The organism is Streptomyces sp. NPDC053367 (genome assembly GCF_044545925.1).
Classification (GTDB): domain Bacteria; phylum Actinomycetota; class Actinomycetes; order Streptomycetales; family Streptomycetaceae; genus Streptomyces.
The window spans coordinates 321,135-346,035 of the sequence record NZ_JBITYN010000009.1 but is presented as its reverse complement, the minus strand read 5'-3'; the positions used below and the strand labels follow the sequence as shown (position 1 = coordinate 346,035).

The 24,901-nt window shown below is 71.9% G+C and carries 22 protein-coding genes; 9 read left to right on the top strand and 13 right to left on the bottom strand.

Annotated elements, in window-relative coordinates:
* Nucleotides 1–51: 51 nt before the first annotated feature.
* From guaB to ACIGXJ_RS26285, 3 genes are all read right to left on the bottom strand, one after another.
* Nucleotides 52–1,554 carry an IMP dehydrogenase gene (guaB, locus tag ACIGXJ_RS26295; RefSeq protein WP_399649931.1) on the bottom strand — a complete coding sequence of 501 codons (1,503 nt, stop codon included), beginning with the start codon at nucleotides 1,552–1,554 and terminating at the stop codon, nucleotides 52–54.
* A 151-nt stretch (nucleotides 1,555–1,705) separates the two neighbouring features.
* Nucleotides 1,706–2,293: a sigma-70 family RNA polymerase sigma factor gene (locus ACIGXJ_RS26290; RefSeq protein ID WP_399649927.1), complete on the bottom strand. Its 588-nt coding sequence runs from the start codon at nucleotides 2,291–2,293 to the stop codon at nucleotides 1,706–1,708.
* Nucleotides 2,294–2,612: 319 nt separating this feature from the next.
* Nucleotides 2,613–3,224 carry a response regulator transcription factor gene (locus ACIGXJ_RS26285; RefSeq protein ID WP_003948568.1) on the bottom strand — a complete coding sequence of 204 codons (612 nt, stop codon included), beginning with the start codon at nucleotides 3,222–3,224 and terminating at the stop codon, nucleotides 2,613–2,615.
* A 378-nt stretch (nucleotides 3,225–3,602) separates the two neighbouring features.
* Here ACIGXJ_RS26285 and ACIGXJ_RS26280 point away from each other — a divergent pair, with 378 nt between their 5' ends.
* Nucleotides 3,603–3,932, top strand: a complete 330-nt coding sequence (locus ACIGXJ_RS26280; RefSeq protein WP_399649924.1) for a WhiB family transcriptional regulator — start codon at nucleotides 3,603–3,605, stop codon at nucleotides 3,930–3,932.
* Between the two features lie 117 nt (nucleotides 3,933–4,049).
* On the opposite strand, the gene ACIGXJ_RS26275 is transcribed toward ACIGXJ_RS26280, so the two are convergent.
* Nucleotides 4,050–4,955 carry a LysR family transcriptional regulator gene (locus ACIGXJ_RS26275; protein WP_399649921.1) on the bottom strand — a complete coding sequence of 302 codons (906 nt, stop codon included), beginning with the start codon at nucleotides 4,953–4,955 and terminating at the stop codon, nucleotides 4,050–4,052.
* An 80-nt stretch (nucleotides 4,956–5,035) separates the two neighbouring features.
* Between ACIGXJ_RS26275 and ACIGXJ_RS26270 the strand changes: the two genes are divergently transcribed.
* The 3 genes from ACIGXJ_RS26270 to ACIGXJ_RS26260 all read left to right on the top strand — a co-directional run bounded on the left by ACIGXJ_RS26270 (nucleotide 5,036) and on the right by ACIGXJ_RS26260 (nucleotide 7,781).
* Nucleotides 5,036–5,713 (top strand): MOSC domain-containing protein, encoded by a 678-nt coding sequence (locus tag ACIGXJ_RS26270; RefSeq protein ID WP_399649918.1) that lies wholly within the window; start codon nucleotides 5,036–5,038, stop codon nucleotides 5,711–5,713.
* Between the two features lie 516 nt (nucleotides 5,714–6,229).
* On the top strand, nucleotides 6,230–7,003 hold the full coding sequence (locus ACIGXJ_RS26265; protein WP_399649916.1) for an SDR family NAD(P)-dependent oxidoreductase: 774 nt from the start codon (nucleotides 6,230–6,232) through the stop codon (nucleotides 7,001–7,003).
* A 70-nt stretch (nucleotides 7,004–7,073) separates the two neighbouring features.
* Nucleotides 7,074–7,781 carry an ester cyclase gene (locus ACIGXJ_RS26260; protein WP_399649914.1) on the top strand — a complete coding sequence of 236 codons (708 nt, stop codon included), beginning with the start codon at nucleotides 7,074–7,076 and terminating at the stop codon, nucleotides 7,779–7,781.
* 111 nt (nucleotides 7,782–7,892) lie between these two features.
* Here the strand turns inward: ACIGXJ_RS26260 and groL are convergent, their stop codons facing one another.
* The 4 genes from groL to ACIGXJ_RS26240 form a co-directional block, all read right to left on the bottom strand.
* A complete protein-coding gene (groL, locus tag ACIGXJ_RS26255; RefSeq protein ID WP_399649912.1) occupies nucleotides 7,893–9,518 on the bottom strand; it encodes a chaperonin GroEL in 1,626 nt (541 codons plus the stop codon).
* Nucleotides 9,519–9,655: 137 nt separating this feature from the next.
* Nucleotides 9,656–9,964 (bottom strand): co-chaperone GroES, encoded by a 309-nt coding sequence (groES, locus tag ACIGXJ_RS26250; protein ID WP_019329594.1) that lies wholly within the window; start codon nucleotides 9,962–9,964, stop codon nucleotides 9,656–9,658.
* A 250-nt stretch (nucleotides 9,965–10,214) separates the two neighbouring features.
* Nucleotides 10,215–11,120 (bottom strand): polysaccharide deacetylase family protein, encoded by a 906-nt coding sequence (locus ACIGXJ_RS26245; protein WP_399649909.1) that lies wholly within the window; start codon nucleotides 11,118–11,120, stop codon nucleotides 10,215–10,217.
* A complete protein-coding gene (locus ACIGXJ_RS26240) occupies nucleotides 11,117–12,226 on the bottom strand; it encodes a polysaccharide deacetylase family protein (RefSeq protein WP_399649906.1) in 1,110 nt (369 codons plus the stop codon). Before ACIGXJ_RS26240 ends, ACIGXJ_RS26245 begins: the two co-directional genes overlap by 4 nt.
* A 90-nt stretch (nucleotides 12,227–12,316) precedes the next feature.
* On the opposite strand from ACIGXJ_RS26240, the gene ACIGXJ_RS26235 reads away from it, so the two are divergent.
* On the top strand, nucleotides 12,317–13,483 hold the full coding sequence (locus ACIGXJ_RS26235) for a methyltransferase domain-containing protein (RefSeq protein WP_399649903.1): 1,167 nt from the start codon (nucleotides 12,317–12,319) through the stop codon (nucleotides 13,481–13,483).
* Nucleotides 13,484–13,510: 27 nt separating this feature from the next.
* Here the strand turns inward: ACIGXJ_RS26235 and ACIGXJ_RS26230 are convergent, their stop codons facing one another.
* The 5 genes from ACIGXJ_RS26230 to ACIGXJ_RS26210 all read right to left on the bottom strand — a co-directional run bounded on the left by ACIGXJ_RS26230 (nucleotide 13,511) and on the right by ACIGXJ_RS26210 (nucleotide 19,212).
* Entirely contained in the window at nucleotides 13,511–14,725 is a 1,215-nt protein-coding gene (locus tag ACIGXJ_RS26230) for an RNA polymerase sigma factor (RefSeq protein ID WP_399650222.1), read from the bottom strand.
* A gap of 294 nt (nucleotides 14,726–15,019) precedes the next feature.
* On the bottom strand, nucleotides 15,020–15,385 hold the full coding sequence (locus ACIGXJ_RS26225; protein ID WP_399649901.1) for a YciI family protein: 366 nt from the start codon (nucleotides 15,383–15,385) through the stop codon (nucleotides 15,020–15,022).
* Between the two features lie 131 nt (nucleotides 15,386–15,516).
* A complete protein-coding gene (locus ACIGXJ_RS26220) occupies nucleotides 15,517–16,569 on the bottom strand; it encodes an LCP family protein (protein WP_399649899.1) in 1,053 nt (350 codons plus the stop codon).
* A gap of 96 nt (nucleotides 16,570–16,665) precedes the next feature.
* A complete protein-coding gene (locus ACIGXJ_RS26215; RefSeq protein WP_399649896.1) occupies nucleotides 16,666–18,033 on the bottom strand; it encodes an endo-1,4-beta-xylanase in 1,368 nt (455 codons plus the stop codon).
* Between the two features lie 126 nt (nucleotides 18,034–18,159).
* Nucleotides 18,160–19,212 carry a LacI family DNA-binding transcriptional regulator gene (locus ACIGXJ_RS26210; protein WP_399649894.1) on the bottom strand — a complete coding sequence of 351 codons (1,053 nt, stop codon included), beginning with the start codon at nucleotides 19,210–19,212 and terminating at the stop codon, nucleotides 18,160–18,162.
* A 139-nt stretch (nucleotides 19,213–19,351) separates the two neighbouring features.
* Between ACIGXJ_RS26210 and ACIGXJ_RS26205 the strand changes: the two genes are divergently transcribed.
* Genes ACIGXJ_RS26205 through ACIGXJ_RS26190 form a run of 4 tightly spaced genes read left to right on the top strand, consistent with a single transcriptional unit; the run spans nucleotide 19,352 to nucleotide 24,849 of the window.
* On the top strand, nucleotides 19,352–20,725 hold the full coding sequence (locus ACIGXJ_RS26205) for an ABC transporter substrate-binding protein (protein ID WP_399649891.1): 1,374 nt from the start codon (nucleotides 19,352–19,354) through the stop codon (nucleotides 20,723–20,725).
* Entirely contained in the window at nucleotides 20,722–21,600 is an 879-nt protein-coding gene (locus ACIGXJ_RS26200) for a carbohydrate ABC transporter permease (RefSeq protein ID WP_399649887.1), read from the top strand. Before ACIGXJ_RS26205 ends, ACIGXJ_RS26200 begins: the two co-directional genes overlap by 4 nt.
* A 4-nt stretch (nucleotides 21,601–21,604) precedes the next feature.
* Entirely contained in the window at nucleotides 21,605–22,510 is a 906-nt protein-coding gene (locus tag ACIGXJ_RS26195; protein WP_399649885.1) for a carbohydrate ABC transporter permease, read from the top strand.
* A gap of 44 nt (nucleotides 22,511–22,554) precedes the next feature.
* On the top strand, nucleotides 22,555–24,849 hold the full coding sequence (locus ACIGXJ_RS26190) for a glycoside hydrolase family 3 N-terminal domain-containing protein (protein ID WP_399649882.1): 2,295 nt from the start codon (nucleotides 22,555–22,557) through the stop codon (nucleotides 24,847–24,849).
* The last annotated feature ends 52 nt before the right edge of the window (nucleotides 24,850–24,901 follow it).

Here is a 24,901-nt window from a genome sequence, read left to right as displayed (position 1 = left end):
ACAAGGGCGGCCCCGGAGCATCCCGGGGCCGCCCTTGTGCGAGACCTGTGACTACTTACGGCTGTAGTTCGGCGCCTCGACCGTCATCTGGATGTCGTGCGGGTGGCTCTCCTTCAGGCCCGCCGCGGTGATGCGGACGAAGCGGCCCTTGGACTCCATCTCCTCGATGGTGGCCGCGCCCACGTAGCCCATGGTCTGGCGCAGACCGCCCACGAGCTGGTGCAGGACGTTGGCCAGCGGGCCGCGGTAGGGCACCTGGCCCTCGACGCCCTCGGGGACGAGCTTGTCGTCGGAGGAGACCTCCGCCTGGAAGTAGCGGTCCTTGGAGTAGGACCGGCCCTGGCCGCGCGACTGCATGGCGCCCAGCGAGCCCATGCCGCGGTAGGACTTGAACTGCTTGCCGTTGATGAACAGCAGCTCGCCCGGCGACTCCTCGCAGCCGGCGAGCAGGCTGCCCAGCATGACGGTGTCGGCGCCGGCGGCGAGCGCCTTGCCGATGTCGCCCGAGTACTGCAGGCCGCCGTCGCCGATCACCGGGATGCCGGCGGGGCGGGCCGCGAGGGCGGCCTCGTAGATCGCGGTGACCTGCGGGACACCGATGCCGGCGACCACGCGCGTGGTACAGATCGAGCCGGGGCCCACGCCGACCTTGATGCCGTCGACACCGGCGTCGATCAGGGCCTGCGCGCCGTCACGGGTGGCGACGTTGCCGCCGATCACGTCGACGTTCACGGCCGACTTGATCTTCGCCATCCAGCTGAGCGCGTTGCTGTTGTGGCCGTGCGAGGTGTCGACGACCAGGAAGTCCACACCGGCCGCGGCGAGCGCCTGGGCGCGCTCCAGCGCCTCGGGGCTGGCGCCGACGGCGGCACCGACGAGCAGGCGGCCCTCGGAGTCCTTCGCGGCGTTCGGGTACTTCTCGGCCTTGACGAAGTCCTTGACCGTGATCAGGCCCTTGAGGACGCCCGCGTCGTCGACCAGCGGGAGCTTCTCGATCTTGTGCTTGCGCAGCAGCTCGATGGCGTCCACACCGGAGATGCCGACCTTGCCGGTGACCAGCGGCATCGGGGTCATGACCTCGCGCACCTGGCGGCTGCGGTCGCTCTCGAAGGCCATGTCACGGTTGGTGACGATGCCGAGGAGCTTGCCGGCCGGGTCGGTGACGGGGACACCGCTGATGCGGAACTTGGCGCACAGCGCGTCCGCCTCGGCGAGGGTCGCCTCCGGGTGCACGGTGATCGGGTCGGTGACCATGCCCGACTCGGACCGCTTCACCAGGTCGACCTGGTTGACCTGGTCCTCGATGGAGAGGTTGCGGTGCAGTACACCGACGCCGCCCAGACGGGCCATCGCGATCGCCATGCGCGACTCGGTGACCTTGTCCATGGCGGCGGACAGGAGCGGGATGTTGACCCGGACATTACGGGAGATCCGGGACGAGGTGTCGACCGCGTTGGGGAGCACCTCGGATGCACCCGGCAGCAGCAGCACGTCGTCGTAGGTCAGCCCGAGTGTCGCGAATTTGTCGGGCACTCCGTCGACGTTGGCAGTCATGACACCTTCCCCAATGGCCTTGATCGGTGCGGATGTCCATGCTAACGGGAAGTGCACCCGTCTCATTCCACGGTCCGAGGCCGTACTCGTCTTCGTATGTTCCTACGGACGCGATCGGCCACCTTCTCCACCAAGGTGCCGTACCGCGCTCCTACTGCTCGGCCAGTGCCCGCAGCCGGCTGAGCGCACGGTGCTGGGCCACCCGGACCGCGCCGGGTGACATTCCCAACATCTGGCCCGTCTCCTCGGCGGTGAGGCCGACGGCGATGCGCAGCAGAAGCAGCTCGCGCTGGTTCTCGGGCAGGTTGGCCAGCAGTTTCTTGGCCCATTCGGCGTCGCTGCTGAGCAGCGCGCGCTCCTCGGGGCCGAGGGAGTCGTCCGGGCGCTCCGGCATCTCGTCGGAGGGGACGGCCGTGGAGCCGGGGTGGCGCATCGCGGCCCGCTGGAGGTCGGCGACCTTGTGCGCGGCGATGGCGAAGACGAAGGCCTCGAAGGGCCGGCCGGTGTCCCGGTAGCGCGGCAGCGCCAGCAGCACCGCCACGCACACTTCCTGGGCGAGGTCCTCGACGAAGTGGCGCGCGTCCCCCGGGAGCCGGGACAGCCGGGTACGGCAGTAGCGCAGCGCCAGCGGGTGGACATGGGCGAGCAGGTCGTGCGTGGCCTGTTCGTCCCCGTCGACCGCGCGGTGGACGAGAGCACCGATCGCCCCCTGGGCACGGGTCGCCTCGTCGTCGCGCATCGGTCCATGGTGCCCTGCGCCGGAACCGTCCGCGGCACCACGGCCGTCGTTGTGCACCGAAGCGTTATGAGCAGGTGCGCCGGAACTCATCCCCTGCGCCCTCCCCTTCCGCTCGACCGACTCGTCCCCGAGGAACTCCACACCTCAAGGATGCGGCATCCGCCACGAAACGAGCACCCGCGCCCCGAAAGGGACGCGGGACCGTTTCACATGTGCGGCTCCGCCGCGGGGCGCGACCGGCCACGGAGGGCCGGCGCGGGACCAGTCGCGGAGGACGGCGGACGAGTGGCCGCGAACCGCTCGCCGCACCTCGGGAGCGTCAGCGGACGAGGCCCCACCGGAAGCCCAGCGCCACGGCGTGGGCCCGGTCCGACGCCCCGAGCTTCTTGAACAGTCGCCGCGCGTGGGTCTTGACCGTGTCCTCGGAGAGGAACAGCTCACGCCCGATCTCGGCGTTGGACCGTCCGTGGCTCATGCCCTCCAGGACCTGGATCTCCCGCGCGGTGAGCGTGGGAGCCGCCCCCATCTCGGCGGACCGCAGCCGCCGGGGCGCGAGCCGCCACGTCGGGTCGGCGAGCGCCTGGGTCACCGTCGCCCGCAGCTCCGCGCGCGAGGCGTCCTTGTGGAGGTATCCCCGGGCACCCGCGGCGACCGCGAGCGCGACGCCGTCCAGGTCTTCCGCGACGGTGAGCATGATGATGCGCGCCCCGGGGTCGGCGGACAGCAGCCGCCGAACGGTCTCGACGCCGCCCAGACCGGGCATGCGTACGTCCATCAGAATCAGGTCCGAGCGGTCGGCACCCCAGCGGCGGAGGACTTCCTCGCCGTTGGCCGCCGTCGTCACGCGCTCGACACCGGGCACGGTCGCGACCGCGCGGCGGAGCGCCTCTCGGGCAAGCGGGGAGTCGTCGCAGACGAGGACGGAAGTCATGGCCGCCCTCCGCAGCTGATGCGCGTCACCTTGAGCCTCCAGGCTGGTACGAATCGTCACCTGTGCGGTCGACCGTCTCGGACGCCTGCCCGAGCGCTTGTGTTTTCAACCGCCTCGCACTCTCAACGACGGTCACTCGAAAGAGTTACGGGGCCGTCTGCCATCTTCGGCACTCTACGTGAGGGGGCGGACACGGTGGAGACATGAACGGCAGACCCTCAACGTTTCATCACAACCGTGCCCCATTCGGCCCATTTTCTTCCCTTTTGCTGGTGTCCGAGGCTAGATTCGCAATGAGTCATATTTTCATCTCCTTAGATCGTAGTTGTACGGTCGTGGGCACCGTATCCGCTCAGAACGGCTACAAGGGGTCACGCAATGGCAGATTTCTCCCGCCTTCCCGGACCGAACGCGGACCTGTGGGACTGGCAGCTCCTGGCTGCCTGTCGCGGAGTGGACAGCTCGCTCTTCTTCCATCCCGAGGGCGAGCGCGGGGCGGCCCGGAGTGCTCGTGAGAACTCGGCCAAAGAGGTCTGCATGAGGTGCCCGGTCCGCGCGCAGTGCGCGGCACACGCGCTGGCGGTGCGCGAACCGTACGGCGTGTGGGGCGGGTTGACCGAGGACGAGCGCGAGGAACTCATGGGCCGGGCACGCCACCGTCTGGTGACGGCTTCGGCTCCCGGCGGCGACGCCGTCTCGAACACTTGAAGGAACGTTTCTTCTGAGACGTCCGCACCTGGGGGAGTGTCTCCCCCGAGGCAGACGCTCTCTCCGGAGACATAGGGGCACGCGTGTGTGTGCCCCTCTCTTCTTGCGCCGCCCGCCCTACTTACGGCCCGCGGCGGTCGCCAGCTGGTCCAACGTGGCCGTCACGGCCGGGACCTGGGCCAGGTCGGGCAGCGTGAGGGCGACGATCTCGCGGCGCACCGCCGGCTCCAGCGTCACCGCGCGCGCCCCTCGGGGCCGTACGGACTCGATGGCCAGCTGGGGCAGTACGGCGACGCCGAGACCTGCGCCGACCAGGCCGACCACGGCCGGGTAGTCGTCGGTGGCGAAGTCGATGCGCGGCGTGAAGCCCGCCTTCTCGCAGACCTCCACGAGCTGGCCGCGGCAGCGCGGGCAGCCCGCGATCCAGGGCTCGTCGGCGAGTTCCCCGATCGCCACGGACCCGGCCCGGGCCAGCCGGTTGCGCTCGGGCACGAGCGCCACCAGACGGTCCGTCAGCAGGGGCCGCACGACGAGGTCGTCCCACTCCCCTTCCTGTACGCCCGCCGCGTCCTCGTAGCGGAAGGCCAGCGCGATGTCGCAGTCGCCCTCCCGGAGCATCTCCACCGAGCGCGGCGGCTCGGCCTCGACCAGGGACACCCGGGTGCCCGGGTGCGCGGCGCGCAGGGCGGCGAGCGCGGTGGGGACCAGGGTGGAGCTGCCGCTGGGGAAGGAGACGAGGCGGACCCGGCCGGCGCGCAGCCCGGCGATGGCCGCGACCTCCTCCTCGGCGGCGGTCAGCCCGGCGAGGATGCCAGCGGCGTGCCGCACCAGGGCCTCGCCCGCCTGCGTCAGCCGCATCTCGCGGCCGCCGCGCACCAGCAGCGGGGTGCCGACGGACGCCTCCAGGGCCTTCATCTGCTGGCTGACGGCGGGCTGGGTGCAGCCCAGCTCGCGCCCCGCCGCCGAGAAGGAGCCGGTGGCGGCCACAGCGCGCAGCACACGGAGATGTCGGGCCTCGATCACCCTTCGAGCATAAGCCGCCCTTGGGTGCGGCCGCGAATAATGCGTCGACGCTTTGACCGTCGGCGCCCTACCGTGCGGCCATGAAGCTTCTTTCCGTGAACCTGGGCAGGGCGACGCGCGTCCCGTACACCGACCAGCCGGAAGGGCTGACCGGCATCGACAAGCGGCCGGCGCAGGGGCCGGTGCGGGTGGCGGCACCGGGCCCGAAGGGGGTCGGCGCGAGCGGGCTGGCCGGCGACTCGGTGTGCGACACCCGGCATCACGGCGGCGACGACCAGGCCGTGTACGCGGTGGCCCGGGAGGATCTCGACGCCTGGGAGGTCGAGCTGGGCCGCGAGCTGGCCTGCGGCGCGTTCGGCGAGAACCTCACCACCCTCGGCCTGGACGTCTCCGGCGCGCTGATCGGCGAGCGCTGGCGGATCGGGCCCGAGGTGGTGCTGGAGGTCACCTGCGGGCGGATCCCGTGCCGCACCTTCCAGGCCCATCTGGGCGAGGAGCGGTGGGTGAAGCGGTTCACCGAGCGTGGGGCGCCGGGGGCCTATCTGCGGGTGATCGAGCCGGGCGGGATACGGGCCGGCGACCCGGTCGAGATCGTGCACCGGCCGGACCACGACGTGACGGTCGCCCTGGCGTTCCGGGCCGAGACCACCCGTCGCGACCTGCTGCCGCGGGTGCTGCCGGCCGGTGAGGCGCTGCATCCGGAGCTGCTGGCGGCGGCGCGCAAGTACACGGCGGCCGGGCGGGTCGAGCAGCGGTAGGCAACTGCGTCGCGGCACGGCCAGGCCGAGTAACAGCGGCAACTGCGTCGCAGCACGGCCAGGCCGAGTAACAGCGGCAACTGCGTCGCAGCACGGCCAGGCCGAGTACCGGCGGCAGCTGCATCCCAGCACGGCCACGCCGAGTACGGGCGGCAACTGCCGGGCGGTCCTGGAGAGCTGAGCGGTGGCGACAGACGCTGCCTGAGTCACGGAGACTGACGAGCCGTCACGCGCGAGACGCTCTCGTCTGAGACGCAGTCACCTTTCTTCGCGGGCGCCGCACGGCTCCTGGGGGACAACCCCCGGAGCACGGCCCGGGTCGGCTCGGGGGTGAGGTGGGGTCGCTCCCCGATGCCCGGGCGGCCGTGATCGAGGACGCTCGACCCATGTGCACGGAGCGTCATGAAGCCGGCCCTGCGCCTCCGCGGCCCAGCCGGCCCGGGGGCGCCGTACGGGCGGAGCGGGCGGGCGGCGTGCGGGGAACCGATCCGTCCGGTCCGGCCATAACCTTGCGGCATGACAACGGCTCTGATTACGGGATCGACCGCGGGTATCGGTGCCGCCTTCGCACGGCGGCTGGCGGCGGACGGGCACGACCTCGTCCTGGTGGCGCGGGACGCGAAGCGGCTCGCCGAACAGGCGACCGAGCTGCACGACCGGCACGGCATCGAGGCGGAGGTGCTGGTGGCCGACCTGGCGACGGACGCGGGCATCGACGCCGTCGGGGCCCGGCTGTCCGACCGGAAGCGGGCGGTCGACCTGCTGGTCAACAACGCCGGCTTCGGCAACAAGGGCCGCTATCTGGAGGTGTCCCTGGAGGACGAGCTGCGGATGCTCAAGGTGCACTGCGAGGCGGTGCTCCGGCTGACCTCGGCGGCGACGGACGCGATGCGGGAGCGCGGGCGCGGCGGTGTCGTGAACGTGGCCTCGGTGGCGGCGTTCGTGCCGCGCGGGACGTACGGCGCGTCCAAGGCGTGGGTCGTGCAGTTCACGCAGGGGGCGGCGCGCGATCTGGCGGGCAGCGGTGTGCGGTTGATGGCGCTGTGCCCGGGGTTCGTGCGCACGGAGTTCCACCAGCGGGCCGGGATGGGCACCGACAACATCCCCGGCTGGATGTGGCTCGACGCCGACAAGCTGGTCGCGTCGGCGCTGGCCGATCTGCACCGGGGCAAGTCGCTGTCGATCCCGGACCCGCGGTACAAGGCGCTGATGGGGGTGGTGAAGGTGGTCCCGCGCGGGCTGCTGGGCGGGGTGACGTCCCGGACGGGGCGGAAGTACGGGCCACAGTAGGCCGGGCGCGGCGGCGCGGTGGAGAATGGAGCTGTCGGGACGGACCCCACGGGGGACCGGAGGCGGCGCCATGACGTTCGTACAGCTCATCGACTGCAAGACCAGCCGGTTCGACGAGATGAACCGGCTGATGGACACGTGGGTCGAGCAGACCAGGGGGAAGCGGACCGCGACGCACAACGTGATCGGCAAGGACCGGTCGGACGCGTCGCACTACATCGAGATCGTGGAGTTCCCGTCGTACGAGGAGGCGATGCGGAACTCGAACCTTCCGGAGACCGACAGGATCTTCCGCGACATGGTCGCCCTCTGCGACGAGATGCCGACGTTCACCGATCTGGAGGTCGTCCGGGACGAGCAGCTGTACGCGTCGAACGTGCGGCGGCTGCTGGAGACGATGGGGACGACGGGCGAGCTTCCGCCGCTCGACGACCTGATCGCGGAGCACTACCACGACCACGACCCGGCCAACGAGCAGGACACCCTCGGGCGGGACGACATCCGGCGCGAGATGGAGATGTGGCGCGGGGCGTTCGATTTCACGTTCACGGTGGAGGACCTGATCGCGGACGGCGACCGGGTGTGCGCGCGGTGGTTCTGGAAGGGCACCCACAAGGGTGACTTCCTGGGGGTCGCGGCCACCGGCAGGGAGTGCAGCATGGCCGGCACGACGGTCTTCCGGTGCGGGGGCGACGGGAAGATCGTCGAGGGCTGGTGGTCGTACGACCGGCTGGGGCTGATGGCGCAGCTGGGTGTGCTGGACCAGCTGGAGATGTAGGGCTCCAGGGCCTGTCCGACGGTTCCCGTCGTCCGCCCGGAGGGCGGGGCAGCCGGAAGGCCCGGCACCCCCACCGGGGTGCCGGGCCTTCGGGACCTCGCGTTACCGCGATCAGTGAGCGTGGCCGTGGCTGTGACCACCGGCGGCCGGCTCCTCCTCTTCCTTCTTCTCGACGACCAGGGTCTCGGTCGTGAGCAGGAGGGAGGCGATGGAGGCGGCGTTCTCCAGGGCGGAGCGGGTGACCTTGACCGGGTCGATGACGCCCTGCTTGAGCAGGTCGCCGTACTCGCCGGTGGCGGCGTTGAAGCCCTGGCCCTTGTCGAGCTCGGCGACCTTGGAGGTGATGACGTAGCCCTCCAGGCCGGCGTTCTCGGCGATCCAGCGCAGCGGCTCGACGGCGGCGCGGCGGACGACGGAGACACCGGTGGCCTCGTCGCCCTCCTTGCCCAGGTTGCCCTCGAGGACCTTGACGGCGTGGACCAGAGCGGAGCCACCACCGGAGACGATGCCCTCCTCGACCGCGGCGCGGGTCGCGGAGATGGCGTCCTCCAGACGGTGCTTCTTCTCCTTCAGCTCCACCTCGGTGGCGGCGCCGACCTTGATCACGCACACGCCGCCGGCCAGCTTCGCGAGGCGCTCCTGGAGCTTCTCGCGGTCCCAGTCGGAGTCGGTGTTCTCGATCTCGGCCTTGATCTGGGCGACGCGGCCCTGGACGTCGGCGGAGTTGCCGGCACCGTCGACGATGGTGGTGTCGTCCTTGGTGACGGTGACGCGGCGGGCGGAGCCCAGCACGTCCAGGCCGACCTGGTCGAGCTTGAGGCCGACCTCCTCGGAGATGACCGTGGCGCCGGTGAGGACGGCCATGTCCTGCAGCATCGCCTTGCGGCGGTCACCGAAGCCGGGGGCCTTGACCGCGACCGCGTTGAAGGTGCCGCGGATCTTGTTCACGACGAGGGTCGACAGGGCCTCGCCCTCGACGTCCTCGGCGATGATCAGCAGCGGCTTGGAGGCACCCGCCTGGATGACCTTCTCCAGCAGCGGCAGCAGGTCCTGGATGGAGGAGATCTTGCCCTGGTTGATGAGGATGTAGGGGTCCTCCAGGACGGCCTCCATGCGCTCCTGGTCCGTCACGAAGTACGGCGACAGGTAGCCCTTGTCGAAGGCCATGCCCTCGGTGAAGTCCAGCTCCAGACCGAAGGTGTTGGACTCCTCGACGGTGATGACACCGTCCTTGCCGACCTTGTCCATCGCCTCGGCGATGAGCTCGCCGACCTGGCTGTCCTGGGCGGACAGGCCGGCCACGGCGGCGATGTCGGACTTCTCGTCGATCGGGCGGGCGGTCGCGAGGAGCTCCTCGGAGACCGCGGCCACGGCCGCGTCGATGCCCTTCTTCAGGGCGGCCGGGGAGGCACCGGCGGCTACGTTCTTCAGGCCCTCGCGGACGAGCGCCTGGGCCAGCACGGTGGCGGTGGTCGTACCGTCACCCGCGATGTCGTTGGTCTTGGTCGCCACCTCCTTCACCAGCTGGGCGCCGAGGTTCTCGTACGGGTCCTCGACCTCGACCTCACGGGCGATGGTCACACCGTCGTTGGTGATGGTGGGGGCGCCGAACTTCTTGTCGATGACGACGTTGCGGCCCTTGGGACCGATGGTCACCTTGACGGTGTCGGCGAGCTTGTTGACGCCGCGCTCGAGGGCGCGACGGGCGTCCTCGTCGAACTTCAGGATCTTCGCCATGGCAGCGGGAGCCCTCTCGGAAAGTCTGCGGTAAAGAAACTGCGCCCCGGGCGCCCGGCTTCTTATCGGTCGCGGGGGCCAGGGGCGCAGTGGAAGCAAAAAGGTGCTTCGAGGTGCTTCGGGTGAAGCGAGGTGACTTACTTCTCGACGATCGCGAGCACGTCGCGAGCCGAGAGGACGAGGTACTCCTCGCCGTTGTACTTCACCTCGGTGCCGCCGTACTTGCTGTAGAGAACGACGTCGCCGACGGAGACGTCGAGCGGAAGACGGTTGCCGTCCTCGAAGCGGCCCGGGCCCACGGCCAGGACGACGCCCTCCTGGGGCTTCTCCTTGGCGGTGTCCGGAATGACCAGGCCAGAGGCCGTGGTCTGCTCGGCGTCCAGCGGCTGGACCACGATGCGGTCCTCGAGCGGCTTGATGGCAACCTTGGAGCTGGCGGTCGTCACGATCCGACCTCCCCCTTCGGAGATCTCACGGGGTTAACTGTCTGAGGTGGCGACCAGGTCGATCCGTCGTCGCGGGTGCCGGACCTGCCCGTCGCGTTGTTGGCACTCTCCTAGGGGGAGTGCCAGAGCCGAGACTATGACCGCGATTAGCACTCGGTCAAGCGGAGTGCCAATTGCCGTGCGGCGCGGCGGACGCGGGCAGCGTCCCCGGGTGGTCCCGACGGCGCCGGAAGGTGCTCCCCGCGGGGTCCTACAGGTAGTCCTCCAGCCTTCCCACCGTCAGTCCCGCGCGCTGGATCTCCCGCAGGACGGCGACCGTGCGCTCGCGCAGTGGCGCGGCCGTGGGTTCGTCGGCGGGCAGGGAGACGATCATGCCCGGGGCCAGCCCCGCGGGTGCCTCGGTGTCGGTGACCGTGGCGCCCCACCGGACGACCGCCGTGACGCCGCAGTCGGCGGCCGCCCGCAGCGTGGTGGTGTCGTACGCGCCGTAGGGCGGGCGGAAGAGGCGGGGGCGGACGCCGAAGCGGGCCCGGAGCTTGTCCTGCTGGCCGCAGATCGCGGCCCGCTGCCCGGCGTACGGCAGGCCGCGCAGGTAGGTGTGGTCGAGGGTGTGGTTCTGCACGCTCGCACCTACCGCGCGCAGCCGCGCGAAGTGCGCGTAACCCGGCCCTGCGACGGTGTCGGTGAGGAACAGGCTGACCGGGAGCCGCAGTTCCCGGACGAGGTCGACGAACCGGGGGTCCCGCTCGGCCCCGTCGTCGTACGTCAGGAACACGACCCGGTCCCGGGTCCGCACCCGCTCGACGACGACCGGACCGGCCCCGTGGGCCCCCTGCGGCCGTGGCCGGTCGACGGGGTGCGGCGGTCGCGCGAGGGGGGCGGTGAGACCCCAACGGCGGTACGCGGGCTGCGGCGCGCGGGCGCGCCGGCCGGTCGCTTCAGGCGCGCCGGAGTGAGCGGGCGCGGCGGTGCGGGGGGCGCCGGCGCGCGAGCCGGCCCCCCGGGAGTCGGCGCCGTGAGCCCTGCGAGCCTCATCGGCCGGTGCACCCGCCGCCGTCGGCGACGTGCGTGCGGCGGGGTGGTCGGCGGACCGGGTGCAGCCCGTCAGCAGGGCGGTCACGGCGAGGGTGCCCGCGATCAGCCGCCACACCGTCACAGGTAGTCCTCCAGCCGGGCCACCGCGTACCCCTCGTCCGTGACCTTCCGCAGGAACCGGCGGATCATGTCGGGCATCGTGCCCTTCCAGGCGTCCCGTCCCCGGAAGTGGCTGAGGACGATGTCGCCGGGATGGAGACTGCGGTCCCACTCGCGGTAGTCCCAGCGGTCGACGAAGACCTCCTCGTTCCAGAGGGGGGCGTACTTCACGCCGCAGGCCTTCGCGGCGCGCAGCGTGTCCCTGTTGTAGCTGCCGAAGGGCGGCCGGAACAGGACGGGGCGCTCGCCGTAGCGCTTCTCGATGACGTCCTGCATGCCGCAGATCTCGCGCTTCTGGCGGGCGTACGACAGTCCGGGCAGGTAGGGGTGGTGCAGGGTGTGGTTGTTGAGGCCGGTGCCGCGGTCCTGCATCCGCTTGAAGTACCCGTAGTCCTTCTTGATCAGATAGTCGCTGAGGAAGGCGGTGTACGGGATCCGCAGCTCGCTCATCATGCGCAGGAACGCCGGGTCCTTCTCGGCGCCGTCGTCGATGGTGAGGAAGACGACCTTCTGCTCGGTCGGGACCGTGGTGAAGACCGGCGGGAGACCCAGCTCCTCGTGACCGTCGACCTCGAAGCCCTCGCGGGTGGTGATCTCCGGCTTCGTGGCGGGCGGGGCCGGGGCCCTGAGCGGCACCTTCTTCAGCCCCCAGCGTTTCGCGGCGGCCACGCGGGCGGTGTGTTCGGCGTGCAGCCGCGCGGCGTACACCTCCAGGGCGCGGGCCGGGGCGGCCTTCAGGTGCGGCTGCCGGCCGGGCGCCGGAGGCGCCTCGCCCCGCGCGCCGCGCGAGGCGCCCGGGGCGTCGGCACCCACCGGCCCGCCGGTATCGCCGGGGCCACCGGAACCGCCGGAGCCGCCCCCGTCCGCGCAGCCCGAGGCGACCGCGGCGGCGGCCAGCACGGCGAGCGCGATCCGGGCCCGCAGACGAGGGACACGCGGTCTGCGGCCATGGAGGTCACGGTCACGCGGACCACCGGCCCGGGCACCGCGGGTCCGCCCGAGCGAGCGCCCCTGCCCCCGCCCCTGCTCCCTCGCCCGACTTTTATCATTTTGTACTACTACTGTCATGGCGCCGGATCCTCGCAGTCCCCCGCCCCGAACCCCGCCCGACACCGCCGCCGCGGGCACACCATCCACCGACTGGCCGACAATGTCCCGGTGAACGACCTCGACGCCCTCCTCACGCCCGCAGGCCGCGCCCTCCTCGACGAGGTGCGCGGCACCGACCCCGCGCAGGAACTGGCCGTCGCCACCCGGCTGCGCCGCGAGCACCCGGCCGAACTGGTGTCGGCCGCGCTCGGCCAGGCGCGGCTGCGGCAGCGCGCGGCGGCGAAGTTCGGGGCCGAGGACGCCGGGCGGATGTTCTTCACGCCGAACGGGGTCGAGCAGTCGACGCGGGCGAGCGTGGCCGCGTATCGCGCGCAGAAGCTCAAGGACCTCGGCGTCACCTCCGTCGCCGACCTGTGCTGCGGGATCGGCGGGGACGCGATCGCCCTGGCCCGCGCGGGCATCCGCGTCCTCGCCGTGGACCGCGACCCGCTGACCGCGCGGGTGGCGCGCGCCAACGCCGGCGCGCTCGGTCTCGAGGACCTGATCGACGTGCGTGAGGCGGATGTCACCGACATCGACACGGCCCCTTACGACGCCGTGTTCGTCGACCCCGCCCGGCGCGGCGGACGCGGCCGGATCTTCGACCCGGAGGCCTACTCGCCCCCGCTGTCCTGGGCCGTGCGGGCGGCCGGCCAGGCCCGGCACGCGGCGCTGAAGGTCGCACCCGGCATCCCGCACGAGGCCGTCCCCGCCGACGCCGAGGCCGAGTGGATCTCGGACGGCGGGGACGTGAAGGAGGCCGTGCTGTGGTTCGGGACCGAGCCGGGCGCGGTCCGGGCGACCCTCCTGCCGGGACCGCACACCCTGCACGGCACCGGCCTGCCCGACCCGCCGGTCCGCCCCCTCGGCCGCTACCTCTACGAGCCCGACGGCGCCGTCATCCGCGCCCACCTGGTCGCCGAGGTCGCCGAGTCCCTCGACGGCGGCCTGCTCGACGAGACCATCGCCTACGTCACCTCGGACACCCTGCGCCCGACCCCGTACGCCACCGCCTACGAGATCACCGACCAGCTGCCCTTCAACGTCAAGAAGCTCAAGGCCCTCCTGCGCGAGCGGGGGGTCGGCGTGCTGACCGTCAAGAAGCGCGGCTCGGCCGTCGAGCCGGAGGAGCTGCGCAGGAAGGTCAAGCCGCAGGGGCCGAACGCGGCGACGGTGTTCCTCACGCGCGTGGCCGGCGCCCCGACCATGCTCATCGGCGGGCCTGCCGTGCTCTAGGCCTGCCGTCTCCAGGCCTGCCGTGCTCTAGGCCGTGCCCGGTGATTCCCGCGCGCGGCGCAGCAGCAGTTCCCGCTCCCGGTCGTTGCGCGCCAGCCCCGCGGCCCGTTCGAACTCCGCGCGGGCCTCCGCCGTACGGCCGAGGCGGACGAGGAGGTCGCCGCGGACGCTGGGGAGCAGGTGGTAGTCGCGCAGGGCGCCGTCGGCGGCGAGGGCGTCGACGAGCGCGAGGGCCTCGGCGGGCCCTTCGGCCATCGAGACGGCCACCGCCCGGTTGAGCTCGACCACCGGGGAGGGCGTGCGGGCCGCGAGCAGGCCGTAGAGCGTGGCGATCCGGGCCCAGTCGGTGTCCTCGTAGGCCGCCGCACGCGCGTGGCACCCGGCGATCGCGGCCTGCAGGGCGTACGGACCGGGGGCGCCGCCCAGTTCGACGGCCCGCTCCAGTGCGGCGAAGCCGCGCCGGATCAGCAGCCGGTTCCACAGCCGCCGGTTCTGGTCGGCGAGCAGCACCGGCCGCCCGTCGGGTCCGGTCCGCGCGGCCGTGCGCGAGGCCTGGAACTCCAGCAGCGCGGCCAGGCCGTGCGCCTCGGGCTCCTTCGGCATCAGCGCGGCCAGCACCCGGGCGAGCCGCAGCGCGTCCTCGCACAGAGCGGGGCGCAGCAGGTCGTCGCCCGCGGTGGCGGCGTACCCCTCGTTGAAGACGAGGTAGATGACCTCCAGGACCGAGCCGAGCCGGGCCGCCCGGTCCGCCCCGTACGGCACCTCGAAGGGCACGCCGGCCTTGGCCAGGGTCCGTTTCGCGCGCACGATCCGTTGGGCGAGGGTGGGCTCGGGGACCAGGAAGGCGCGGGCGATCTCGTCCGTGCGCAGCCCGCCGACGAGCCGCAGGGTCAGCGCGGTGCGGGCCTCGGCGGACAGCACCGGATGGCAGGCGGTGAAGATCAGCCGCAGCATGTCGTCGTCGATGTCGCCCGGCCCCGACGGCTCGGGGTCGTGGGTCACCTCGCCCGGCAGCTCACGGCCGGCCTCCGCGAGCTTGCGCGCGTACGTCTCGCGCCGCCGGACCAGGTCGATCGCCCGGTGCTTGGCGGTGGCCGTCAGCCAGGCGCCCGGCCGGTCCGGGACGCCCGACTCGGGCCACTGCTCCAGGGCGGCGACGAGCGCGTCCTGGGCGATCTCCTCCGCGATGCCGACGTCCCGGACGATCCGCGCGACGGTGGCGATGATCCGCGCGGACTCCATCCGGAAGACGGTGCCGAGGGACTCCACGACAGCGCCCCTGCCCGACGACTGGCCCACGTCCCCGCCCGCGACCCGTCCCTCGGCCCGGCCCGCGTCGATGTGCGCGCCCCCAGCCGCCCCCCGGTCCGCCTCCCCGCCCAGGACCCGCTCCGCGCCCCCGGCCGGCTCCCCGCCCGGGAGGCCGGCCGTGCGGCCGTCCGCGTGCTCGCCGTGTGCCGTCACACCTCACATGACAGCACACGGCACTGACAACGGCCGTCCTGAGAACGGGCCGGGCTCGTGCGGGACGGGCGCTCAGGCCCCCGGCGCTTCCTCGACCTCGCGGATCTCCAGGCCCACGGTCCATTCCTTGGGGTGGACCTCCAGGAACCGCTTCCCCCACTCGATCGCCTCGGCCATGTCCTTGCACTGCATCAGGGCGTAGCCGCCGACGACCTCCTTGGTCTCGGTGAACGGGCCGTCGGTGTACGACAGCCTGCCGTCCGACCAGGTGATGCGGGTGGACTGGGCGGTCGGCCGCAGTCCGGCCGTGTCCAGCATGACGCCCGCCTTGGTGATCTCCTCGAACAGCGCGCCCATGCGCTCCTCGAAGCCGGGGTCTGCGGACGCCATGTCGATGGTGTTCTCCTCGACACGGACCAGGGACAGATAGCGGGGCATGATCGCTCCTCGGGTCGTGGGCGGGGTCTCTCCCCGCTCTCACCCTGTGCGTCGAACGGGAGAAGGCCGTTTCGACACCCCGTACGAAAAAGTTTTGCGCCCCTCGGGACCGCCCGCGCGCAGGACTCCCCTCAGCGCAGCGACTCCCACAGCGCCCCGGCCTCCGGCTCGTCCGGTACCACCCGGTTGCGGTCCCAGGGCGCCTGCACCACCGGCATCATGACCGTGTTCACCCGGTCCGCCGACAGCCCCGTCAGGCTGCGGCCGAGGCTCGTCAGCTCGGCGAGCGAGTCGAGGCCGGTGTCGGTGGTCAGGTGGGAGGTCACCGTGTCGGCGACCCGGTAGAGGCGGCCCGGGTCGGTGAGCAGGCCCGCCGAGGACACCTGCTCCAGCAGGGCCTTGACGAGCTGCTGCTGGAGGGCGATCCGGCCGAGGTCGCTGCCGTCGCCGACCCCGTGGCGGGTGCGGGCCAGGGCGAGCGCCCGCTCGCCGTCCAGCAGATGGGTCCCGGCGTCCAGGCGCAGATGGCTGTCCTCGTCGTCGATGTCCACGTCCGTGGTGACGGTGACCCCGCCGACGGCGTCCACCAGCCCCGCGAACCCGGCGAAGTCGAGCTCGACGTAGTGGTCCATCCGCACGTCGGTGAGCTCCTCGACGGTCTTCACCGCGCACACCGGACCGCCGATCGCGTACGCCGAGTTGAACATCGCCCCCTCCCGGGGCCGTGAGGTGCCTCCGGCAGGCAGCGGGCAGGACGGCCGGTCGACCAGGGTGTCGCGCGGGATGCTGACGACCGTGGCCGACGTACGGCCCGGGCCGAGGTGGACGATCATCGCGCTGTCGGAGCGGCCTCCGTCGCTGTCCCCGCCGCCGAGCCGCTGGTTCTCGGGGCCGCTGCGGGTGTCCGAGCCCAGCACCAGGATGTTCAGCGGCCCGCTGGGCACGGGCTCGGCGGACCCTGTCGGCGTCGGCCTGGGCGGCCGGTCGTCGCCGAGGGCCTGGTCGATGTCGACGCCCGTGATGTTGTCGTCGAGCCGCCAGTACGCCCAGCCCGCCGCGCCGCCGGCCAGCACCAGCACCCCCGCCAGAGTCAGGCCGACGGTCCTCAGCACCGCCGACCGCCGGCCCGTTCCTCTGCCCTCGTCCTCGTTCCCGCCGCTGCCGTTCCCCTCGCGTCCCGTCACGGGCAGGAACGTACGTCCGAACCATTACGGGCGGGAACGTCACACCGTACTTTCTTCGGCAATTCTCAGATTTCCCCGCTTGACGGCACCGCCACGTCAGCTCAGCGTCACCGTGGGCGCCGGATTGCTGCCGCTCCAGGTGCCGTTGAACCCGAAGGTCACCGAACCGCCGTCGGGAACCGTTCCGTTGTACGAGGCGTTGGAGCAGGTGACGGCCGTCCCCGACTGGGTGCAGTTCGCGTTCCAGGCCTGGGTGACGCGCTGTCCGGCGCCGAAGGTCCAGTTCGCCCGCCACGACGACAGCGCGCCGCCCGAGCAGGAGATCCGCACCTGCCCGGTGAAGCCGGTGTTCCACTGGTTGACGACGCTGTAGACCGCGGTGCAGCCGTCACCCGGGGGCTCGGTCGTGCCGCCGCCCAGCGAGCCGGCGATCGCGTGGTACGCCGGCTTCGGTGCGAAGTTCTCGTCGTACGGCGTCGCCGCGCCGTAGCCGGAGAACACGTCCGGGACCCAGGAGTCGGAGTCGGTGAAGCCCCACACGGTCACCCCGACACAGCGGCTGACGGCCACACAGGCGTCCATGACCGCCTTGTAGTCGGCGGCCTGCTGGGTGAGCTTGGCCTCGGTCGCCGGCAGCTGCATCCGGACGTCGAGCTCGGTGATGGCCACGTCCACCCCGAGGTCGGCGAAGCGCTGGATGTTCTGCTGGAGGCTGGAGGGGACCTGACCGAGGATCAGGTGGGCCTGCAGGCCCACGCCGTCGATCGGGACGCCGCGCTCCTTCAGCGACCTGACCAGGTTGTACAGGGCGGTGGACTTCGCGTTGACGCCCTCGACGTTGTAGTCGTTGATGTACAGCTTGGCGCCGGGGTCGGCGGCCCGCGCCCAGGTCAGCGCCTGCGCGATGTAGTCCTGGCCGAGGCCGTTGGACCAGATCGTCGACCGGTAGGTGCCGTCCTCGTTGAACGCCTCGTTGACCACGTCCCAGGCGGCGATGCGGCCCTTGTAGCGGGTCATCTCGGTGGTGATGTGGTCCTGGAGGATGCTGCTGAGCTGCGCCTGCGTCCAGCTGCCGTTGGTCAGCCAGCCGGGGTTCTGGCTGTGCCAGACCAGGGTGTGGCCGCGCACCTGCTGGTCGTGCGCGGTGGCGAAGCTGACGACCTGGTCGGCCGGGGCCCAGTTGAAGCTGCCGCGGCTCGGCTCGACCGACTCCCACTTCATGGCGTTGTCGGGGGTGACCGAGTTGAACTCACGGCCGGCGATGTCGCCGTAGGTGCCGGTGAGCTTGGCCGGGTTCACCGCCGAGCCGATGACCTTGCCCTTGGCGGCCGCGAGGTCGCGCAGGGGCGTGTCGGCGGCCTGGGCGCCGGGCGCCGCGACCAGCAGCGCGCCGACGGCGGTGAGGCCGGTGACGAGGGATGCGAAGCCTGATCTCAGGGATCGCGGGGGTCGCAGGGATCTCATGTGCGGGTGCCTCCGAAAGTTCCGAAAGTTTCGGTGGTGCAACCGATTGGCTTCGGAGGAGTGTGGAGGCGCCCACCCCACCCGTCAATAGGTCAACTTTCGGCCATTCCAGTCCCACCGTCCCCGTCAGGAGGCGCCCGGCGCCGCCGTACTGCTGCGCACCACCAGGCTCGTCGCCAGCTCCACCCGGGTGGCGGCCGGGGCGCCCGCGTCCCGCGCCAGCTCCAGCACCAGCCGGGCCGCCGCTTCGGCCATCTCGGTCAGCGGCTGCCGTACGGTCGTCAGCGGCGGGCCCACCCAGCGGGCCACCGGCAGATCGTCGAAGCCGACCACGCTCAGGTCCTCCGGGACGCGCAGCCCCAGCTCGCGCGCGGCCTCGTAGAGCCCGAGCGCCTGGAGGTCGTTGCCCGCGAAGACGGCGGTCGGCCGGTCGGGGCGGCGCAGCAGCTCAAGGCCCAGCCGGTAGCCGGCCTCGTGGTGGAAGTCGCCGGTGACGACGAGGGAGGGGTCGACCGGCAGCTCGGCCGTCTCCAGCGCGGCCCGGTAGCCGTCGACGCGGGCGCGGCTGCACATCATCCGCAAGGGCCCGCTGATCGCTCCGATGCGGGTGTGGCCGAGTTCCACCAGGTGCCGGGTGGCGGCCAGGCCCCCCTGCCAGTTGGTGGCGCCGATCGACGGCACGTCGGAGCCCGGGTCGCCGGCCGGGTCCATCACCACGAACGGGATCGAGCGGCTGGTCAGCAGGGCCCGCTGGGACTCGTCCAGCTCGGACAGCACCAGGATCACGCCGTGCGGGCGGCGCGCCGCGACCTGGTCGGCCCAGGTGCGGCCGGGAGTGAGGCGCCCGGCGATCTCGGAGAGCACCACGCTCAGCCCGGACTCGCGGGCGACGTTCTCCACGCCCCGGATGACCTCCAGCGCCCAGGCGCTCTCCAGCTCGTGGAAGACCAGGTCGATCAGCGGAGAGCGGGTCGCGTCGGCGCGTCGGCGCCGGTAGCCGTGGGCGCGCAGCAGCTCCTCGACGCGCAGCCGCGTCCCGGGCGCCACATCGGCTCTGCCGTTGAGGACCTTCGAAACAGTCGGCGCCGAGACCCCGGCCTCGCGGGCGATCTCGGCGAGGGTCGCGGTCTGTGCCGAGCGCGCTGCCGTCTGGGTTTCAGCGGATTCCGAAGCTGTCATGCCGGCGATCGTATCTCTGCGCACACTCTTGACGGAGCCCCTCTGTCGCCATACCTTCCCGGAACATTCGTAATTCAGCCCGAATCTTTCGCTCAGGCTTTCGTCAGCGGTTCCGACACTTCCCGGGAGAGGTGCTGTCATGGGATCCACCACGCCGTCCACCACGCCAACCACCACGCCGTCCGCCCTGGCGTCCGGCGGCGGACGCACCTTCAGCAGGCGCTGGGTCCTCGGCGCGGGGGCCGCCGCGCTCGCCACGCCCGCCCTCGCCGCCTGCGGCGACGGCGACGGTGGCCAGGGCGGGAGCGGCGGCACGCTCACCGCCTTCGTATACGGCGACGACGCGGTCAAGGTGCAGCAGGCCGCCGTCGACCGCTTCAACGCCTCCGCCGCCGCCAAGAAGACGGGCGGCAAGGTCCGCCTGCAGAAGGTGCCCGGCTCCGACTACGCGCCCAAGCTGCGCACGGCCATGGGCTCGCCCAGCGCGCCGGACATCTTCTTCAACTGGGGCGGCGGCTCCATCAAGGCGTACCAGGAGGCGGACAAGCTCGTCGACCTCACCGACGTCATCGAGAACGACTCGGTCCTCAAGGGCGGCTTCCTGCCCTCGGTGCTCGCGGCCGGCGACCTCAAGGGGCGCCACTACGGCGTCCCGATGCGCGGCATGCAGCCGGTGATCCTCTTCTACAACAAGACCGTCTTCGCCGAGCAGGGGCTCAAGCCGCCCACCACCTGGGACCAGCTGCTCGACAACAACACCAAGCTCAAGAAGGCCGGCATCACCCCGTTCGCGCTCGGCGGGTCCGACATCTGGCCGGAGCTGATGTGGCTGGAGTACCTGGTCGACCGGCTCGGCGGCCCCGAGGTGTTCAAGCGCATCCAGGACGGTGACGCCGAGGGCTGGGGCGACCCGGCGGTGCTGCGGGCCGCCGAGATGGTCAAGGAGCTGGTCGACGACGGTGCCTTCGGCTCGAAGTTCACCTCCGTGTCGTACGTCAACGGCGGCGCCCCGGCGGTCTTCGCCCGGGGCAAGGCGGCCATGCATCTGATGGGCTCCTGGGAGTACTCCACGCAGCTCGGCAAGTTCCCGGACTTCGCGAAGAAGAACCTGGGCTGGGCGGTCTTCCCGGAGATCGAGGGTGGCACGGGCTCCCCGCGCAACGTGGTGGGCAACCCCACCAACTACTGGTCCATCAACGCCCGTACCCGCAACAAGGACGCGGCGATCGCCTTCCTCAGGGACTGCGCGTCCAAGGAGTACGCGCGGGCGCTGGTCGCCAACGGCGACGTACCGACCACCTCGAACGCGGCGCTGCTGCTCAACGACGCCCCGAACTCCGAGTACGCCCTCTTCCAGTACAAGATGGTCGAGGACGCCCCCGCCTTCACCCTCTCCTGGGACCAGGCCCTCGGTGACGAGCTGGGCACCCGGATGCACACGGAGATCGGCAAGCTGTTCGCGGGCAAGGCCTCGCCGAGCGAGTTCGTGGCGGCGTGCAAGGGGCTGAAGTGAGCCCCACCAAGACGGCTGGAGCGCGTTCCGCCAGGATCCGGCCCCATGCCTCCTGGGTCCTGCCGGGCGTGCTGTTCTTCACCTTCTTCGCCGTGGTCCCGATGGCGCTGGCCTTCTACCTGTCCTTCACGTCCTGGGACGGCCTGGGAGACCCGCGCCCGGTGGGCCTGGACAACTGGCGAAAGCTCCTGGACGACCCCCGGCTGACCCAGTCCTTCAAGCTGACCGTGCTGCTCACGGTCACCAGCTGGCTGTTCCAGACGGTCGTCTCGCTGCTGCTCGGGGTCTGGGCGGCCGGACCGCAGCGCAACCGGGCCGTGCTGTCGGCGATCTTCTTCGTGCCGCTGCTGCTGTCGTCGACCGCCGTCGCACTGCTCTTCTACGCCCTGCTCGACCCGAACTTCGGCATCATCCAGAAGGACACCCTCGGCTCGTCCTCCGGTGCCTTCCTCGCGATCGTCTTCGTCGGCGGCTGGCAGTTCATCCCGCTGCACACCCTCATCTACCAGGGCGGTGCCCGTCAGATCCCGCCGGTGCTCTACCAGGCGGCGGCCATCGACGGCGCCGGCCGCTGGCGCCAGTTCTTCTCCATCACGCTGCCGCAGCTGCGGCACACCATCACGACCTCCACCGTCCTGATCGTCGTGGGTTCCCTGACCTACTTCGAGACGGTCCTCATCCTGACCAAGGGCGGCCCCGGCACGGACACCGCGATCCTGCCGTACCTGATGTACGAGGCGGGCTTCCGCTCCTACGACTTCGGCTACGCCAGCGCCATCGCCTCCTTCCTGGTCGTGGCCGCCACCGGACTGTCCCTGCTGCTGGTGAAGCTGACCGGCTTCGGCGGCATGCGCAGCACCCGCGAAGGGATGTGACGAGATGTCCCACGACACGCTGCCGCGCCCGGCGAAGACCTCCGGCCGTACGACACCGCCGCCGCACAAGTCCCCTCGCCGCAGGCGCCACTGGACCCGGCGCCCCAACCCGGTCGCGGGCGCGGGCGCGCTGATCTGGCTGGTGATCGTGCTGATCCCGGTCTACGCGATGCTCTCCGCGTCCCTGACCGGCCCCGACCAGGCCCTCACCGGAAACCCCCTCAAGCCGCCCGCCGACCCGACCCTGGAGAACTACAACACCGTCCTGCACAGCGGGTTCTGGCATCTGCTGAGCAACACCGCGATCGTCGCGATCGCGGTCGTCGGGATCGTCCTCGTGCTGTGCGTGCCGCTCGCCTACGCCGTCGTGCGCACCCGCGACCGCTGGTCCGGCGCCGCCTTCCGGCTGTTCCTGCTGGGCGTGGCGATCCCCGCGCAGGCGGTGGTCGTCCCGCTGTACCTGCTGATCGCCAAGCTCGACCTCTACGACACCCTGCTCGCGGTGATCCTGCCGACGGCCGCGTTCGCGATGCCGGTGTCGGTGCTGGTGCTCGTCGGCACGCTCCGGGACATCTCGGAGGAGCTGTACGAGGCGATGGCGCTGGACGGGGCGAGCGCGCTCAGGCAGCTCTTCCGGCTGACGATCCCGCTGGCCAAGGGCGGGATCAGCACGGTCGTCATCTACTCGGCGCTGCAGGCCTGGAACGGCTTCCTCTTCCCGCTGATCTTCACCCAGTCCGACGAACCGCGGGTGCTGACCCTCGGCCTGTTCAACTACGTGAGCCAGTTCGGCGTGAACATCCCCGCCCTGCTCGCCTCGGTCGTCCTCTCCGGCATCCCCATCTTCGCCGTCTACCTGGTGGCCCGGCGCGCGCTCGTGGGCGGCCTGATGGGCGTGGGCGGCAAGTGAACCGACGCCCCCACGCCGTCCCACTCGACTCTGACAGGAGTTCCATGACCACCGCCCCCTGGCGCGACCGCGCCCTGCCCCCCTCCGACCGCGTCGCCGACCTGCTCTCCCGGATGACCCTGAAGGAGAAGACCGCCCAGCTGTACGGCGTCTGGGTGGGCGCCGGCACCGACGGCGACGGCGTCGCCCCGCACCAGGACCAGATGAACGCCGACTACGACTGGGACGAGCTGATCACCCATGGGCTCGGGCAGCTCACCCGTCCCTTCGGCACGGCCCCCGTCGAGGCGGCGGCGGGCGCCCGTTCGCTGGCAGCCGCCCAGCGCACGATCGCCGCCGCGAGCCGCTTCGGCATCCCGGCGATGGCTCACGAGGAGTGCCTGGCCGGCTTCACCGCCTGGGGCGCCACCGCCTACCCGGTGCCGCTCGCCTGGGGCGCCTCCTTCGACCCGGCCCTGGTCGAGGAGATGGCCCGGCACATCGGCCGCGACCTGCGCACGGTCGGCGTCCACCAGGGCCTCGCGCCGGTCCTGGACGTCGTACGCGATCCGCGCTGGGGCCGGGTCGAGGAGACCATCGGCGAGGACCCGTACCTGGTGGGCACCATCGGCGCCGCCTATGTGCGGGGCCTTGAGTCGGCGGGGATCGTGGCGACGCTGAAGCACTTCGCCGGGTACGCGTCCTCCGCGGGCGCCCGCAATCTCGCGCCGGTACGGGCGGGGGTGCGCGAGTTCGGGGACGTGACGCTGCCGCCGTTCGAGATGGCGCTGCGCGAGGGCGGGGCGCGGTCGGTGATGGCGGCGTACAACGAGACCGACGGTGTGCCCGCGACCGCCGACGCCCGGCTGCTGACCGAACTGCTGCGGGAGACCTGGGGGTTCACCGGCACGGTCGTCTCCGACTACTTCGGCGTCGACTTCCTGCGCACCCTGCACCGGGTGGCCGCGGGCTCGGCGGACGCGGCGCACGCGGCCCTCGCGGCGGGCGTGGACGTCGAGCTGCCCACCCTGGACTGCTACGGCGACCCGCTCGTGACCGCCGTGGAGGAGGGCCGGATCCCCGAGGAGGTGGTGGACCGGGCGGCCCGGCGGGTGCTGTTGCAGAAGTGCGAACTGGGCCTGCTGGACGAGGACTGGCAGCCCGAGGTGCCCGAGTCGGTCGACCTGGACTCGGCGGAGAACCGCGCGCTGGCCCGGCGCCTCGCGGAGCAGTCGGTCGTCCTGCTCGCCGACCCCGAGGCCACGCTGCCGCTCTCCCCGGACGCGCGGATCGCCGTGGTCGGCCCGCGCGCGACCGACCCGCTCGCCATGCTCGGCTGCTACTCCTTCCCCTCCCATGTCGGCGTCCAGCACCCCGACATCCCCATGGGCGTCGACATCCCCACCGTCCTGGACGCGCTGCGCACCGAACTCCCCGACGCCAAGGTGACGTTCGCCGAGGGCTGCGGCGTCGACACCGCGGACACCTCCGGCTTCGAGGAGGCCGTCGCCCGGGCCACCGAGGCCGATGTGTGCGTGGCGGTGCTCGGCGACCGCTCCGGCCTGTTCGGGCGGGGCACCTCGGGCGAGGGCTGCGACGTGGCCGACCTGGAGCTGCCGGGAGTGCAGGGCGCGTTGCTCGACGCGCTGCTCGCGACCGGCGTCCCCGTCGTCCTGGTCCTGCTCACCGGCCGGCCCTACGCGCTGGGCCGCTGGCACGACCGGCTGGCCGCGACCGTGCAGGCATTCTTCCCCGGCGAGGAGGGCGGCCCGGCGCTGGCCGGTGTGCTGTCCGGCCGGGTGAACCCCTCCGGCCGCCTCCCGGTGAGCGTGCCGCGCGGGCCCGGCGGGCAGCCGTGGACCTACCTCCAGCCGCCGCTGGGCCTGGCCGGGGACGTCAGCAGCCTCGACCCGACGCCGCTCTACCCCTTCGGGCACGGCCGCTCCTACACGTCCTTCGCCTGGGAGGACTTCACCGACGGCGGCGATCTGCCCACCGACGGCTCCCTGGACCTCGGGCTCACCGTCCGCAACACGGGCGAGCGGGCGGGCACGGAGGTGGTCCAGCTCTATCTGCACGACCCCGTCGCCTCGGTCACCCGCCCCGACGTCCGTCTCGTCGGCTACCACCGCGTCGACCTCGCCCCCGGTGAGGCCGCCCGCGTCCGCTTCCGCTTCCATGCCGACCTGTCGTCCTTCACGGACGCCCACGGCCGGCGCATCGTCGAGCCGGGCGACCTGGAGCTGCGGGTCGCCGCCTCCAGCGCGGACGTACGGCACACCGTGCGGCTGCGGCTGAGCGGGGAGACACGGGTGCTGGACGGGACGCGACGGCTGCGGTGCGAGTCGGAGGCGCACTGAGCTCAGGCGGGCCGAGTCGCAGGCGGGCCGAGTCTCGGGGCGCGCTGAGCCC

Coding starts and splice junctions, on each gene's coding strand:
- ACIGXJ_RS26260 (WP_399649914.1), top strand. CDS start 7,074: ATGACGTTCGTACAGCTCATCGACTGCAAGACCAGCCGGTTCGACGAG.
- ACIGXJ_RS26280 (WP_399649924.1), top strand. CDS start 3,603: ATGGCAGATTTCTCCCGCCTTCCCGGACCGAACGCGGACCTGTGGGAC.
- ACIGXJ_RS26190 (WP_399649882.1), top strand. CDS start 22,555: ATGACCACCGCCCCCTGGCGCGACCGCGCCCTGCCCCCCTCCGACCGC.
- ACIGXJ_RS26195 (WP_399649885.1), top strand. CDS start 21,605: ATGTCCCACGACACGCTGCCGCGCCCGGCGAAGACCTCCGGCCGTACG.
- ACIGXJ_RS26285 (WP_003948568.1), bottom strand. CDS start 3,224: ATGACTTCCGTCCTCGTCTGCGACGACTCCCCGCTTGCCCGAGAGGCG.
- ACIGXJ_RS26225 (WP_399649901.1), bottom strand. CDS start 15,385: ATGCCCCGCTATCTGTCCCTGGTCCGTGTCGAGGAGAACACCATCGAC.
- groL (WP_399649912.1), bottom strand. CDS start 9,518: ATGGCGAAGATCCTGAAGTTCGACGAGGACGCCCGTCGCGCCCTCGAG.
- ACIGXJ_RS26215 (WP_399649896.1), bottom strand. CDS start 18,033: ATGAGATCCCTGCGACCCCCGCGATCCCTGAGATCAGGCTTCGCATCC.
- ACIGXJ_RS26205 (WP_399649891.1), top strand. CDS start 19,352: ATGGGATCCACCACGCCGTCCACCACGCCAACCACCACGCCGTCCGCC.
- ACIGXJ_RS26230 (WP_399650222.1), bottom strand. CDS start 14,725: ATGGAGTCCGCGCGGATCATCGCCACCGTCGCGCGGATCGTCCGGGAC.
- ACIGXJ_RS26265 (WP_399649916.1), top strand. CDS start 6,230: ATGACAACGGCTCTGATTACGGGATCGACCGCGGGTATCGGTGCCGCC.
- guaB (WP_399649931.1), bottom strand. CDS start 1,554: ATGACTGCCAACGTCGACGGAGTGCCCGACAAATTCGCGACACTCGGG.
- ACIGXJ_RS26270 (WP_399649918.1), top strand. CDS start 5,036: ATGAAGCTTCTTTCCGTGAACCTGGGCAGGGCGACGCGCGTCCCGTAC.
- ACIGXJ_RS26290 (WP_399649927.1), bottom strand. CDS start 2,293: ATGCGCGACGACGAGGCGACCCGTGCCCAGGGGGCGATCGGTGCTCTC.
- ACIGXJ_RS26210 (WP_399649894.1), bottom strand. CDS start 19,212: ATGACAGCTTCGGAATCCGCTGAAACCCAGACGGCAGCGCGCTCGGCA.
- ACIGXJ_RS26240 (WP_399649906.1), bottom strand. CDS start 12,226: ATGACAGTAGTAGTACAAAATGATAAAAGTCGGGCGAGGGAGCAGGGG.